The organism is Pseudomonas sp. E1MeOHC2 (genome assembly GCF_058745025.1).
In genome coordinates, this window is the sequence record NZ_CP196675.1 from 1,074,382 (window position 1) to 1,089,394 (window position 15,013).

Annotated in this window: 8 protein-coding genes, 2 tRNA genes and 3 rRNA genes; 2 read left to right on the plus strand and 11 right to left on the minus strand. The window is 58.5% G+C overall.

The window, feature by feature from the left end:
* Positions 1 to 4: 4 nt before the first annotated feature.
* Together ACSSU5_RS04725 and ACSSU5_RS04730 are read left to right on the plus strand one after the other, a co-directional pair.
* Positions 5 to 928, plus strand: a complete 924-nt coding sequence (locus ACSSU5_RS04725) for an EamA family transporter (protein WP_492560703.1) — start codon at positions 5 to 7, stop codon at positions 926 to 928.
* A gap of 26 nt (positions 929 to 954) precedes the next feature.
* The gene (locus tag ACSSU5_RS04730; protein ID WP_492560704.1) at positions 955 to 1,824 is read left to right on the plus strand and encodes an aldose 1-epimerase; all 870 of its coding nucleotides are present in this window, start codon (positions 955 to 957) and stop codon (positions 1,822 to 1,824) included.
* 48 nt (positions 1,825 to 1,872) lie between these two features.
* Here ACSSU5_RS04730 and ACSSU5_RS04735 read toward each other — a convergent pair whose 3' ends face one another.
* From ACSSU5_RS04735 to ACSSU5_RS04785, 11 genes are all read right to left on the minus strand, one after another.
* A complete protein-coding gene (locus ACSSU5_RS04735) occupies positions 1,873 to 3,168 on the minus strand; it encodes an MFS transporter (RefSeq protein WP_492560705.1) in 1,296 nt (431 codons plus the stop codon).
* A gap of 190 nt (positions 3,169 to 3,358) precedes the next feature.
* Complete coding sequence (locus tag ACSSU5_RS04740; protein ID WP_264311925.1) at positions 3,359 to 4,255, minus strand: LysR family transcriptional regulator; 897 nt, start codon at positions 4,253 to 4,255, stop codon at positions 3,359 to 3,361.
* Between the two features lie 66 nt (positions 4,256 to 4,321).
* Complete coding sequence (locus tag ACSSU5_RS04745) at positions 4,322 to 6,346, minus strand: pyridoxamine 5'-phosphate oxidase family protein (protein ID WP_492560706.1); 2,025 nt, start codon at positions 6,344 to 6,346, stop codon at positions 4,322 to 4,324.
* A 27-nt stretch (positions 6,347 to 6,373) separates the two neighbouring features.
* A complete protein-coding gene (locus ACSSU5_RS04750) occupies positions 6,374 to 7,003 on the minus strand; it encodes a glutathione S-transferase family protein (protein WP_264311923.1) in 630 nt (209 codons plus the stop codon).
* 173 nt (positions 7,004 to 7,176) lie between these two features.
* The gene (locus ACSSU5_RS04755; protein ID WP_492560707.1) at positions 7,177 to 7,728 is read right to left on the minus strand and encodes a UPF0149 family protein; all 552 of its coding nucleotides are present in this window, start codon (positions 7,726 to 7,728) and stop codon (positions 7,177 to 7,179) included.
* A 126-nt stretch (positions 7,729 to 7,854) separates the two neighbouring features.
* Positions 7,855 to 9,498 (minus strand): acetolactate synthase large subunit, encoded by a 1,644-nt coding sequence (locus ACSSU5_RS04760; protein WP_264311921.1) that lies wholly within the window; start codon positions 9,496 to 9,498, stop codon positions 7,855 to 7,857.
* A 289-nt stretch (positions 9,499 to 9,787) separates the two neighbouring features.
* A 5S ribosomal RNA gene (gene rrf / locus ACSSU5_RS04765) occupies positions 9,788 to 9,903 on the minus strand.
* 135 nt (positions 9,904 to 10,038) lie between these two features.
* Positions 10,039 to 12,931 (minus strand): 23S ribosomal RNA (locus ACSSU5_RS04770).
* Between the two features lie 229 nt (positions 12,932 to 13,160).
* Positions 13,161 to 13,236 (minus strand) — tRNA-Ala (locus ACSSU5_RS04775).
* A 6-nt stretch (positions 13,237 to 13,242) separates the two neighbouring features.
* Positions 13,243 to 13,319 (minus strand) — tRNA-Ile (locus ACSSU5_RS04780).
* Between the two features lie 77 nt (positions 13,320 to 13,396).
* Positions 13,397 to 14,933: ribosomal RNA gene (locus ACSSU5_RS04785) — 16S ribosomal RNA — on the minus strand.
* Together the 16S, 23S and 5S rRNA genes with 2 tRNA genes alongside form the textbook arrangement of a ribosomal RNA operon.
* Between the last annotated feature and the right edge of the window lie 80 nt (positions 14,934 to 15,013).

A 15,013-nucleotide genomic window follows, 5' to 3' on the forward strand; every position in this document is an offset into this window, starting at 1 on the left:
GCACATGGCTGTTCCCTCCTCTGCCCCAACTCTCTTTCCTCGCAAGCTGGCGATTGCGCTATTGGCGCTGCTGGCATGCTCGTTCGCCGCCAACCACGTTGCCGCGCGCATCGCCTTCGATGACGGCACCGGCGTGCTGCTGGCGATTCTCTGCCGCTCAGGCATCACCTTTCTGGTCCTGGCCTGCCTGCTGCTGTGGCAGCGCCAGGCACTGGGCCTGCCGACGGGTACGCGGCGCTGGCAACTGCTGCTCGGCCTGCTGATCGCCACGCAGAGCCTGTGCCTGTATTCGGCGGTGGCGCGCATCCCGGTGGCACTGGCGCTGCTGGTGGGCAATACCTTCCCGATGTTGCTGGCGCTGCTCACGTGGGCGCTGGGCGGTGCGCGCCCGACGGGCCGCACCGTACTGTTCATGGGCCTGATTCTCTGCGGCCTGGTGCTGGCGCTGGATGTACCGGCACGGCTGGCCGACAGCGCCGACGCCAACCCGCATTGGGCCCAGGGCGTCAGCCTGGCCTTCTGCGCCGCGTGTGCCTTCGCCTGCGCGCTGTGGATTACCGATCACAAACTGGCCGCCGTGCGCGGCCCGGTACGCAGCCTGCTGACCTTGCTGATCGTGTTCTCCAGCATGCTGGTCGCAGGCGTAAGCGGCGTGATGCCTTCCGGGCTGTCGCTGCCCGCCAGCACCAGCGGCTGGGCGGCGTTGGCCAGCCTGGTGGTGCTGTATGGCGTGGCCTTCACCCTGCTGTTTGTCTGTGTGCCCCGGCTGAACATGGCGCAGAACGCACCGGTGATGAACATCGAACCGATCGCCACCCTGCTGCTGGGCTGGGCGTTGCTCGATCAGCGCTTGAGTACCTGGCAACTGATGGGTGGGGCCGTGGTGGTGTGCGGCATCGTACTGTTGACCTACCGCCGGGCTAGCTGAGCAAACCCTTCTGAAAGGAGCCGCTGATGGCTGTCACCGAACTGCACCTGCAAGACCACCTGACCCGCCTGAGCCTGGCGCCAGAACTGGGCGCCAGCCTGATCAACTGGGAAGTGAAGGCGACCGGGCAGGCGCTGCTGCGCCACTCCGACCAGGCCGCGCTGGCCAGCGGTACGCCGCGGCAACTGGCCTGCTACCCGTTGGCGCCCTGGTCCAACCGGATTGCCGAAGGTGGTTTCGCACGGCCCGAGGGCTGGCTGGCCTTGGCGCCCAACACCGCACATGACGCCTACCCGATACATGGCACGGCCTGGCAGCAGGCCTGGCAGGTGGACCACCACAGTGAGCGCCGTGCCCGGCTGACGCTCGACAGCAAGGTGCCATTTGCCTACCGGGCGACGCTGGATGTGCACCTGCAGGCGGGGTGCCTGAACCTTGACTTGCATGTGACCCACCTGGATCGAGCGGCCACCTGGTATGGGCTGGGGCTGCATCCTTATTTCCCGCGCTACCCGGACACTCGCCTGAGCGCTGCGGCGCAGCATGTGTGGCTGGCTGAACAAGACCGGCTGCCATCGTGCCGGGCAGCGGTGCCGCTAGAGTGGCGCTTCGAGGCACCTGGCGCGCTGCCAGCGACTGGGGTGGATCATGCATTCGGCGGTTGGCCTGGCAGCTGCGTGATCGAACAGCCCAGCGCGGGCTATGCCCTGCAATGCACTGCCAGCGGTTGCGAGCACTTCCTGTTGTTCTGCCCACCGGGCAAGGCGTTTTTCTGCTTCGAGCCGGTCAGCCACCCGATCAACGCGCATCACCTGCCAGGGCGACCAGGGTTGCGGTTGCTGCAGCAGGGTGAAGCGATGAGCTTGGGGTTCAGGATGCAGTATCGGGCGCTGTAAACGGGTTGCCTGTATTGGGGCCGCTCTGCGGCCCCACGACCTCAAGCTTTAAACAAGCACTTCGCCAGTGGCCACGCCCTGACGCGCCACCGGCTCACCCCGTACCTCGCGCGCGACCTTCCACACCAGCACCGCCGCAATGATATCGAACGCTGCCAGCACCACGAACAGCGGGCTGTAGCCTATCTGCGTCACCAAAATCCCGAACACCAGGGTAAACACTGCCGCCCCCAGGTAACCGCACATCCCGCCCATGCCTGTCGCGGTAGCCACCTGATCCTTGCTGAACGAGTCCGAGGTGATCGAGTACAGCGCCCCCGACAGCGTCTGATGCGCAAAACCGCCAATGCACAGCAGCAAAATCGCGGTATACGGGCTTTCCACCAGGCCGATGCACGCCGGGCCGATCATGCAGCTGGCACCAAACACCAGCACCATCTTGCGCGAGGTGAACAACGACACCTTCAAGTAACGGTGGAACAACGGGCTCAGGTAACCGCCGAGCACGCAACCGATGTCGGCAGCGAGGAACGGCAGCCAGGCGAACATCGCCACTTCCTTGATGTTCATGTGCCGCTCAGTCATCAGGTACAGCGGGATCCAGGCATTGAAGGTCTGCCAGGCCGGCTCCGAAAGAATGCGCGCCGAGGCGATGGCGTAGAAGTTGCGGGTCTTGAAGATGCGCTTCCAGGCGCCCTTCTCACGTTTCTCGTCCTTGAAGTGCGCTTCCTGGCCAGAAAGGATGTAGTCACGTTCGTCGCTGCTCAAGCGCTTCTGATCGCGTGGGTGCTTGTAGAACAGCATCCACAGCACGGTCCAGACGATGCCAGATAGCCCGACGATCACGAAGGCAAGCTGCCAGCCGCTGTGCAGGATCGCCCACACCACCAGGGGCGGCGCCAGCAAGGCACCGAGTGAGGAGCCGATGTTGAACCAGCCGATGGCCACCGAACGTTCCTTGGCCGGGAACCATTCGGTGGTGGCCTTGACGCCGGCAGGCAGGCCGGCCGCCTCGGTCATGCCCAACACGCCGCGCATAAACGCCATGCTCTGCCAGCCCGTGGCCAAAGCCGCGCCGGCACAGGCCACCGACCAGGCCATGGCGAACACGGCAAAACCCAGTTTGGTGCCGATGAAGTCGATGAACCAGCCGGCAACCGGCTGCATGAGGGCGTAGCACACCTGCCAGGCGGCGACGATCTTGGCGTATTGCTCGGTCGTGATGGAGAGGTCGGTCATCAAGGTGGGGGCAGCCACCGAGAGGGTGTTGCGGGCGAGGTAGTTAACGACGAGCCCAGCCGTGACGAGGCTGACCATCCACCAACGGATGCCTTTCATCTTCATGGATCACCTGAATATTATTTTTAGAGGCGCGGGTGATTGGCTCAATGCCGGCATGGCGAATTGAGACAATTTGTTTCAGGCGAAGATTGCCATGTCATAGGTCGTCGTACAACACAAATTATTAACTGGAACGCTATGGACTGGCCTGACGCGATGAGATCAAGCCAAAAAATCAGATTGTTGTACGATCTCAATCCAGCCCTTGGGCACGCAGATCATGGGCCAGCATGTCGATGAACGTCCTCACCTTGGACGACCCGTACTTGCTCTCCCGGTGCAGCACATGAATCGGCCAGGGCGCCTCCTCATACTCGGCAAGAATCACCTGCAACTGCCCGTTCGCCAGCTCGTCCGCCACCTGATAAGACAGCAACCGCGCAATACCCAGCCCACCACTCGCTGCGGCGATCGCCCCATCATTGCTGGTCACCGTCAGCCGGGGCTTCATGCGCACCAGGGTCGGTTCATCGGCCACACCGAACCGCCAACCGGCCCGGGGCGACAGATTGGTCGTGCCAATTACCGCATGACCCGGCAAATCCGAAGGGTGCTGCGGTACGCCATGACGCGTCAGGTAATCGGGTGAGGCACAGAGCATGCGCCGCACCCTGCCCACGCGCAGCGCCTTGAGCCCGGAGTCTGGCAGCGGGCCGATACGCACAGCCACATCCATCCCCTCCTCGACCATGTTCACCACCCGGTCGAGGAAGTACGCAGACACGTCGACATCGGGGTAGCGCTGCAGGTAACGAACGATGCACGGCATGACGTACTTCTTGCCAAACAGGATAGGCGCGGTAACGGCCAGATCGCCTTTGGGCGTGGCATTGATGCCAGCCGCGGCTTCATTGGCCTCGTGGATGCTGGCGAGGATGTGCCGGGTGTCCTCAAGATAGCGGCCACCTGCCTCGGTCAGGCGCACACTGCGGGTGGTGCGCAGCAGCAGCTTGACCCCTAGCTGCTCTTCCAGGGCACTGACGGCACGGGTGACCGCTGCGGGCGAGATGTCCAGCCGGCGGGCGGCAGCGGCGAAGCTTTCCAGCTCGCCGACTGCGACGAACACCTTCATCAGGTGAATCTGATCCATGCCGGCTCCTGGGGTGTCGGGGGGTTATCGGGTATCTGCGGTTTTATACTGCCTGTACAACTGAAATCAAAGCTCAAGCACCAGCCCTGCTTCCTCCCCTTTACCCGGCACGGCACAGCAGATCAGTACCGTCCCCGCTTCAGGCATCTCCGCTGGCGGGTTCGGGTAATGCACCTGCCCGCTCACCACCTTGGTCTTGCAGGTGCCGCATGAACCTCCCCGGCAACTGAAATCCGGCGACAGCCCGCGCGCCTCGGCAAGCTCCAGCAAGGTGCCGCTGCCGGGTACCCAGCGCGCCTCCTTGGCCGAGCTGGCAAAGTACACCGGCACAGGTTCGCTCGCAGCCGGTGGCTGTGGCAGCACAGGTTGGTCGTCATCGGTGTGCCGCCTGAGGGTCGAAGGCCCGAAGGCTTCGGCGTGTATGCGAGCGTCGGGCACGTGCACGGCGCGCAAGCCTTCATACAGGTCCTGGGTAAAACTGGCTGGGCCACACAGGTAAACGTCGTAGTCATCCAGCGTCAGTGTGGCCTTCACCTGCTCGATGCCAAGCCGGCCAACATGCTCGTAGTCACGGCCCTGCACAGCAGTTGCTTCCGGCTGGCTCAGGCAGCGGTGCAGGCTCAACAGCTCGCCCGCCTCCTGTCGCAGGCTGTCGAGCTCTAGCTGGAACGGCAAGTCAGCCAGGCTGCGCGCACCGTGAAACAGGTGAATACGCCGTGCCTGACGCTTGGCCAACTGCTCGCGCAGCATGGCGATCAGTGGGGTGATGCCCACGCCCGCGCCGATCAGCACGATCGGCCGTTCGCTTTGCTCATCCAGGGTAAAACTGCCCATGGGTAGGCGCACGTCGAGCAGGTCACCCACGGCGATGCGCTCATGCAGATAGCGCGATGCCGGGCCCTGAGCCTTGACGCTGATGCGCAGGTAGCCGTCCGACGGCGCGCTGGAAACGCTGTAGGTGCGAATCAGCGGGGCATCACTGCCCAACGCAATGCGCACTGGGATGTGCTGCCCCGGTGCAAACGCCACCGGTGCATCTGCTGCCAGATACAGCGAGCGTATATCCCGGCTCTCCTGCTCCAGGCGCACCACGCGCCACGCCAACCATTGACGCTGGCGTTCGCGCTGCTGCAGGCGCTGTTCGGCCTCGGCCCAAGTGCCGGTCATCAGGCTGGTTGGCGCGTACGCCTGCAATGCCCAGCGTAGCGACACCGCAGCCGGGCGCCACACCACCTGCTCGACATCCAGCGTCCACAGCCGCTCGGCACCCTCGAACGCGTTGATGGCAGGGCTCTGCAGTATCACCTCGGTACGCCCACAGAGCTGCAGTACATTGCCAGTGGCGAAGTCGATGAACAGCAAGCCTGCCTGCGGGTTGACCAGCAAGTTGCCCAGTGTGTTGAAGTGCAGGTTGCCGGCGTAATCGGGAATGGTCAGGCGGTTGCCTTCGACTTTGACGAACCCTGGCCGGCCGCCGCGGTGCGACACATCCACAGAGCGCTGACCGCCTTCATGGTCAACGAAGCTTGCGACAAAGAAGGTGTCGGCCGTCTCGATCATGGTGACCGCACGAGCATCCAGCGCTGTCGCATCGAAGCGACCTTGTGCGGGCTCATCGATGCGGGTGTAGTCGCGCAGCTGGATGTACTGTGGGCAGTTGCCGAACGACTGCTCCACTGTCACGTGCAACTGCCCGTGGGTTGCCTGGGTGATCAGGCCGTTGATACGGTTGCGCCGACGGGTATGCAGCTCGATCCCCAGCAGCCCTATCGCCTGCCCGCTCAGCAGCCCTTGTGTAGCGGGGTCATCTGCTTTCAGATTCGCATTGATCAGCAACCGCCGTGGATCAGGCGAACTGACAAAACCTTCCGGGCCTTCGAGCAGGGTTGCCCACGGCTTGCCGTGGGCATCCACGCTGCCCGCCACCATGAACGGCAGTTGCTGATAGAACGCGCGATGCTGGTCAGGCATGTAGTCGCGAATAACCTTTTGCCCGAACACCTCCATGCGCTCCGACACACCGACCTTTTCCTGCAGGATCTTTTCACCGCTGTGCCAAGGTGACGCGCGATGGCCTGGGAGCTTACGCATGGGGGCATTCCTCGCAAGGGTGCGGATTCAGACAGTGGCTTGCAGGCCCACCGCTGTGCGCGGCATAGGCACGAAACCTGGCAGCGCTTCGATACGTGCCAGCCAGCTGCGTACGTTGGCGTAGGGCTCCAGCGAGACGTTGCCTTCCGGTGCGTGGGCGATGTAGGAGTAGTTGGCAATGTCGGCGATGGTAGGTTCGCTGCCTGCCAGGAAAGACCTCTTGGCCAGTTCGGCGTCGATCACCTTGAGCAGGGTATGGGCGCGACTGATGACTTCATCGGTGTTGAACGAGGCACCGAACACCGTGACCAGGCGCGCGGCGGCGGGGCCAAAGGCCAGTGGGCCTGCTGCGACCGACAGCCAGCGTTGCACGCGAGCGGCTGCTGCGGGCTCTTCGGGCAACCAGGTGCCGTGGTCGTATTTCTTTGCCAGGTACACCAGGATGGCGTTGGAATCGGCGATGACAGTACCGTTGTCATCGATGACAGGGACTTGGCCAAAGGGGTTGAGGGCAAGGAACTCGGGTTGTTTGTGCGCACCTTTGGCGAGGTCGACGAAGACCAGCTCGGTGGGCAGGTTCAGCAGTGAGAGCATCAGTTCGATGCGGTGGGCGTGGCCAGACTTGGGGAAGTTGTAGAGCTTGATAGGGTTCGACATGGGCTTGGCTCCTGGTCAGCGCCGGGATGGGCTGATGCAGGCCATGTTGGACCGGTTCGACCCGCAGCAGAATCAGCGCTGGGGGGAAACCATAATTTCGCTTAGCGGAATAATGCTTGTAGAAGCGGCGTTAATCCGCTTCTACAGAGGAATGCATTGGCTACATTTTCGGCTCAGTGGCGCTGATTGTGAAAGCGATACAGCTGACGTGCCGCCTCGATCACGTGAGGCACACACGCTTGAATGTCCTGTTCACTCATTTGATCGAGCAACTCGAAGTTGTCTTCCAGACCATGCAGCGAAATCGCCTTGAGCAACTGATCCTGCTCTGGCGGCAACTCGCCCCAGTTAGCGACCTGCGTACCGCGCATATAGCCGAAGCACCACTCCTCCATAATGATTGAAGTACCTTGCTCGCCTTCTCCCTCTTCGAACACCGGTTCGAAGTGATCGACGTTGTCAGCGAGTTGTTCCGCCACTTGGCTGGCATAACGCAACATCAGCGCCGTATACGCCTCTTCATGGGCAGGCTTCTTGAATTTTGGCACCTTGCCACCCGCAACTGCAGGCAACCATTGTTCGGGGAGGACAGTGGCCGGGGAACTGGCCAGGGCGGTAAAAAAGCCATTGAGCTCGGCCAGGTTGATCACTGAGTAATCGTTGCCGTAAGTGATCAACAGATCTTCAAGGCGATCGAGTTCTTTTTCGCTGAGCGCGGGGAGCATGTGCGGGTGTCCTGGGTGAAGATTTGCGTGCACCCTAGCACATGGGGAATGGATCAAGGAATTTGTTGCCTGGCCCAAAGCGTTCGCGGGGCAATTCGGATTACCCCGCGAACAGGCCGTCAAGCCTTATACCGCCAGCGCGCGCTCACGCAGCTCGCTGTTGAGGATGCGGTCGTTCTCGCTGTAGTCAACCGGACAGTCGATCACGTGCACGCCTGGGGTCTTGATGCAGTGCTCAAGCAGCGGCAGCAAGCCTTCGGCGCTTTCCACGCGGTGGCCATTGGCACCGTAGGCTTCGGCGTATTTGACGAAGTCCGGGTTGCCGTAGTCCAGGCCGAAATCGGTGAAGCCCATGTTGGCCTGCTTCCAGCGGATCATGCCGTAGCCGTCGTCACGCAGGATCACCACAGTGATGTGCATGCCTAAGCGTACTGCCGTTTCCAGCTCCTGGCTGTTCATCATGAAGCCGCCGTCGCCACACACCGAGATTACCGGGCGGTCCGGGTACACCAGGTGCGCGGCCATCGCTGACGGCAGGCCTGCGCCCATGGTTGCCAAGGCATTGTCCAGCAATACGGTGTTCGGCTTGTGGGCCTTGTAGTTACGGGCAAACCAGATCTTGTAGATGCCGTTGTCCAGGGCAACGATGCCCTCGGATGGCAGCACACGACGGATGTCGGCCACCATGCGCTGTGGGTAGACCGGGAAACGGTCGTCATCGGCGCCTTCGGCGATCTGCGCTTCGTTTGCTTCACGGATGGCCATGAGGCGGGTGAAGTCCCAGTGCGAAGTGTCGCTCAGCGCTTCGCTGATCTGCCACACGGCGTTGGCGATGTCGCCGATCACTTCGACCTGCGGGAAGTACACGGCATCGACTTCGGCGGAGCGGAAGCTGATGTGAATGACTTCGGTGCCGCCACGGACCATGAAGAATGGCGGCTTCTCGATCACGTCGTGGCCGATGTTGATGATCAGGTCAGCGGCTTCGACGGCGCGGTGCACGAAGTCACCCGACGACAGTGCAGCGTTGCCGAGGAAGCGCGGGTGGCGCTCGTCGACCACACCTTTGCCCATCTGGGTGGTGATGAACGGGATACCGGTTTTGTCGATCAGTTGCTTGAGGACTTTGGCGGTCATCTTGCGGTTGGCACCGGCACCGATCACCAGGATCGGGTTGCGGGCGTTTTGCAGTTTCTGCACAGCAGCTTCGATAGCCACGTGCTCGGCCAGAGGTCGACGGTGCAGGCTGCGCGGGATCGGCAGTGCGTCGGTTTGCTCGGCGGCGATGTCTTCAGGCAGCTCCAGGTGCACGGCGCCTGGTTTCTCTTCTTCAGCCAGACGGAACGCTTCACGCATGCGAGCCGGAATGTTGTCAGCCGAGGCGAACTGGTGAGTGTACTTGGTGATGGGGTCCATCATGCCGCACACGTCGATGATCTGGAAGCGGCCCTGTTTGGACTTCTTGATCGGCTTCTGGCCGGTAATCATCATCATCGGCATGCCGCCGAGGTAGGCATAGGCACTGGCGGTGACCAGGTTGGTCGCGCCGGGGCCGAGGGTCGACAGGCTGACGCCGGTCTTGCCGGTCAGGCGGCCATAGGTCGCGGCCATGAAGCCCGCAGACTGCTCGTGGCGGGTCAGTACCAGCTTGATCTTCGACTTGCGCAGGGATTCCAGCAGGTCGAGGTTCTCCTCACCGGGAATGCCGAACACATACTCGACACCTTCGTTTTCCAGGCATTGCACAACGACATCGGCGGCCTTGGCCATCTTGCTCTCTACCTCAAGTGATAGGACGGTGAAAGTCCATAAATGCGCAGCACGGCACGCTGGCATCGCTCTATCCGGGCGCGAGGTTGCCCCGAACCTAAGTCTTGACGCAGCCTAGGCAGGGCAAAGTCACGTGTACGAACAGGAATAATTGTCGCACCCTTGAGCACGGTTGGAGAGGTACAGGACGGACAAAACATCTTTGCCAGAAGACAGCACTTCGAGGGTAAAAATGCTAGAAAGACAAAACCCCTACCTGCTTGCGCAGATAGGGGTTTTGCGAAATGAATCTTGACGATGACCTACTCTCACATGGGGAAACCCCACACTACCATCGGCGATGCATCGTTTCACTACTGAGTTCGGGATGGGATCAGGTGGTTCCAATGCTCTATGGTCGTCAAGAAATTCTGTAGCAAGAATGTCCAGATGGACAGCCCAGCGAATTCGGATATGCGATATTTGTGGTTACGAACTTTCGGTTATTTCGTCTTCACCACCACAATTCGGCGTCTTACGCTCAAATTGCTTGGGTGTTATATGGTCAAGCCTCACGGGCAATTAGTATTGGTTAGCTCAACGCCTCACAGCGCTTACACACCCAACCTATCAACGTCGTAGTCTTCGACGGCCCTTTAGGGGATTCAAGATCCCAGTGAGATCTCATCTTGAGGCAAGTTTCCCGCTTAGATGCTTTCAGCGGTTATCTCTTCCGAACATAGCTACCCGGCAATGCCACTGGCGTGACAACCGGAACACCAGAGGTTCGTCCACTCCGGTCCTCTCGTACTAGGAGCAGCCCCTCTCAAATCTCAAACGTCCACGGCAGATAGGGACCGAACTGTCTCACGACGTTCTAAACCCAGCTCGCGTACCACTTTAAATGGCGAACAGCCATACCCTTGGGACCGGCTTCAGCCCCAGGATGTGATGAGCCGACATCGAGGTGCCAAACACCGCCGTCGATATGAACTCTTGGGCGGTATCAGCCTGTTATCCCCGGAGTACCTTTTATCCGTTGAGCGATGGCCCTTCCATACAGAACCACCGGATCACTAAGACCTACTTTCGTACCTGCTCGACGTGTTTGTCTCGCAGTCAAGCGCGCTTTTGCCTTTATACTCTACGACCGATTTCCGACCGGTCTGAGCGCACCTTCGTACTCCTCCGTTACTCTTTGGGAGGAGACCGCCCCAGTCAAACTACCCACCATACACTGTCCTCGATCCGGATAACGGACCTGAGTTAGAACCTCAAAGTTGCCAGGGTGGTATTTCAAGGATGGCTCCATGAGAACTGGCGTCCCCACTTCAAAGCCTCCCACCTATCCTACACAAGCAAATTCAAAGTCCAGTGCAAAGCTATAGTAAAGGTTCACGGGGTCTTTCCGTCTAGCCGCGGATACACTGCATCTTCACAGCGATTTCAATTTCACTGAGTCTCGGGTGGAGACAGCGCCGCCATCGTTACGCCATTCGTGCAGGTCGGAACTTACCCGACAAGGAATTTCGCTACCTTAGGACCGTTATAGTTACGGCCGCCGTTTACCGGGGCTTCGATCAAGAGCTTCGCTTGCGCTAACCCCATCAATTAACCTTCCGGCACCGGGCAGGCGTCACACCCTATACGTCCACTTTCGTGTTTGCAGAGTGCTGTGTTTTTAATAAACAGTCGCAGCGGCCTGGTATCTTCGACCGGCATGGGCTTACGGAGCAAGTCCTTAACCCTCGCCGGCGCACCTTCTCCCGAAGTTACGGTGCCATTTTGCCTAGTTCCTTCACCCGAGTTCTCTCAAGCGCCTTGGTATTCTCTACCTAACCACCTGTGTCGGTTTGGGGTACGGTTCCCAGTTATCTGAAGCTTAGGAGCTTTTCTTGGAAGCATGGCATCAACCACTTCGTCGCCTAAAGGCAACTCGTCATCAGCTCTCGGCCTTGAGATCCCGGATTTGCCTAAGATCTCAGCCTACCACCTTAAACTTGGACAACCAACGCCAAGCTGGCCTAGCCTTCTCCGTCCCTCCATCGCAATAACTGGAAGTACAGGAATATTAACCTGTTTTCCATCGACTACGCTTTTCAGCCTCGCCTTAGGGACCGACTAACCCTGCGTCGATTAACGTTGCGCAGGAAACCTTGGTCTTTCGGCGTGGGAGTTTTTCACTCCCATTGTCGTTACTCATGTCAGCATTCGCACTTCTGATACCTCCAGCAAGCTTCTCAACTCACCTTCACAGGCTTACAGAACGCTCCTCTACCGCATCACCAAAAGGTGATACCCGTAGCTTCGGTGCATGGTTTGAGCCCCGTTACATCTTCCGCGCAGGCCGACTCGACTAGTGAGCTATTACGCTTTCTTTAAAGGGTGGCTGCTTCTAAGCCAACCTCCTAGCTGTCTAAGCCTTCCCACATCGTTTCCCACTTAACCATGACTTTGGGACCTTAGCTGACGGTCTGGGTTGTTTCCCTTTTCACGACGGACGTTAGCACCCGCCGTGTGTCTCCCATGCTCGGCACTTGTAGGTATTCGGAGTTTGCATCGGTTTGGTAAGTCGGGATGACCCCCTAGCCGAAACAGTGCTCTACCCCCTACAGTGATACATGAGGCGCTACCTAAATAGCTTTCGAGGAGAACCAGCTATCTCCGAGCTTGATTAGCCTTTCACTCCGATCCACAGGTCATCCGCTAACTTTTCAACGGTAGTCGGTTCGGTCCTCCAGTCAGTGTTACCTAACCTTCAACCTGCCCATGGATAGATCGCCCGGTTTCGGGTCTATACCCAGCGACTAAACGCCCTATTAAGACTCGCTTTCGCTACGCCTCCCCTATTCGGTTAAGCTCGCCACTGAATATAAGTCGCTGACCCATTATACAAAAGGTACGCAGTCACCTAACAAAGTAGGCTCCCACTGCTTGTACGCATACGGTTTCAGGATCTATTTCACTCCCCTCTCCGGGGTTCTTTTCGCCTTTCCCTCACGGTACTAGTTCACTATCGGTCAGTCAGTAGTATTTAGCCTTGGAGGATGGTCCCCCCATATTCAGACAAAGTTTCTCGTGCTCCGTCCTACTCGATTTCATTGATAAGAGATTTTCGTGTACGGGGCTATCACCCACTATGGCCGCACTTTCCAGAGCGTTCCACTAATCTCAAACCAACTTAAGGGCTGGTCCCCGTTCGCTCGCCACTACTAAGGGAATCTCGGTTGATTTCTTTTCCTCAGGGTACTTAGATGTTTCAGTTCCCCTGGTTCGCCTCTTGCACCTATGTATTCAGTACAAGATACTCAGCTTATGCTGAGTGGGTTCCCCCATTCAGAGATCTCTGGATCACAGTCTGTTTGCCGACTCCCCAAAGCTTATCGCAGGCTACCACGTCTTTCATCGCCTCTGACTGCCAAGGCATCCACCGTATGCGCTTCTTCACTTGACCATATAACCCCAAGCAATCTGGTTATACTGTGAAGACGACATTCGCCGAAAATTCGTTTTGCTCTTTCGAGCCCACAAATTTTACCTTAGCCTGATCCACTACCAGTGAAAGTAGTGTTCAGTCTATTTCTATCACATATCCGAATTTTTAAAGAACGATCTGACAAAAGTCAGAAATCAACATTCGAAGCGAATGCTCATTTCTGAGTTTGATCAAGGTACTGCAAGAGTGGTGGAGCCAAGCGGGATCGAACCGCTGACCTCCTGCGTGCAAGGCAGGCGCTCTCCCAGCTGAGCTATGGCCCCGTATATTGGTAGGTCTGGGCAGATTTGAACTGCCGACCTCACCCTTATCAGGGGTGCGCTCTAACCAACTGAGCTACAGACCTATAGAGGGTCTTGATCGTCTTCACATATGAATCAAGCAATTCGTGTGGGAGCTCATCAGCAGGCTGATGTCGTCGATTAAGGAGGTGATCCAGCCGCAGGTTCCCCTACGGCTACCTTGTTACGACTTCACCCCAGTCATGAATCACACCGTGGTAACCGTCCTCCCGAAGGTTAGACTAGCTACTTCTGGTGCAACCCACTCCCATGGTGTGACGGGCGGTGTGTACAAGGCCCGGGAACGTATTCACCGCGACATTCTGATTCGCGATTACTAGCGATTCCGACTTCACGCAGTCGAGTTGCAGACTGCGATCCGGACTACGATCGGTTTTGTGAGATTAGCTCCACCTCGCGGCTTGGCAACCCTCTGTACCGACCATTGTAGCACGTGTGTAGCCCAGGCCGTAAGGGCCATGATGACTTGACGTCATCCCCACCTTCCTCCGGTTTGTCACCGGCAGTCTCCTTAGAGTGCCCACCATAACGTGCTGGTAACTAAGGACAAGGGTTGCGCTCGTTACGGGACTTAACCCAACATCTCACGACACGAGCTGACGACAGCCATGCAGCACCTGTGTCAGAGTTCCCGAAGGCACCAATCTATCTCTAGAAAGTTCTCTGCATGTCAAGGCCTGGTAAGGTTCTTCGCGTTGCTTCGAATTAAACCACATGCTCCACCGCTTGTGCGGGCCCCCGTCAATTCATTTGAGTTTTAACCTTGCGGCCGTACTCCCCAGGCGGTCAACTTAATGCGTTAGCTGCGCCACTAAAATCTCAAGGATTCCAACGGCTAGTTGACATCGTTTACGGCGTGGACTACCAGGGTATCTAATCCTGTTTGCTCCCCACGCTTTCGCACCTCAGTGTCAGTATCAGTCCAGGTGGTCGCCTTCGCCACTGGTGTTCCTTCCTATATCTACGCATTTCACCGCTACACAGGAAATTCCACCACCCTCTACCGTACTCTAGCTTGCCAGTTTTGGATGCAGTTCCCAGGTTGAGCCCGGGGCTTTCACATCCAACTTAACAAACCACCTACGCGCGCTTTACGCCCAGTAATTCCGATTAACGCTTGCACCCTCTGTATTACCGCGGCTGCTGGCACAGAGTTAGCCGGTGCTTATTCTGTCGGTAACGTCAAAACAGCAAGGTATTCGCTTACTGCCCTTCCTCCCAACTTAAAGTGCTTTACAATCCGAAGACCTTCTTCACACACGCGGCATGGCTGGATCAGGCTTTCGCCCATTGTCCAATATTCCCCACTGCTGCCTCCCGTAGGAGTCTGGACCGTGTCTCAGTTCCAGTGTGACTGATCATCCTCTCAGACCAGTTACGGATCGTCGCCTTGGTGAGCCATTACCCCACCAACTAGCTAATCCGACCTAGGCTCATCTGATAGCGCAAGGCCCGAAGGTCCCCTGCTTTCTCCCGTAGGACGTATGCGGTATTAGCGTTCCTTTCGAAACGTTGTCCCCCACTACCAGGCAGATTCCTAGGCATTACTCACCCGTCCGCCGCTGAATCGAAGAGCAAGCTCTTCTCATCCGCTCGACTTGCATGTGTTAGGCCTGCCGCCAGCGTTCAATCTGAGCCATGATCAAACTCTTCAGTTCAATACTGCTTGGGTTTTTAAGAAACCCTAAACTTGGCTCAGCAATCTCAAATGACTATGTGATTTCTCGCATGGTCACTT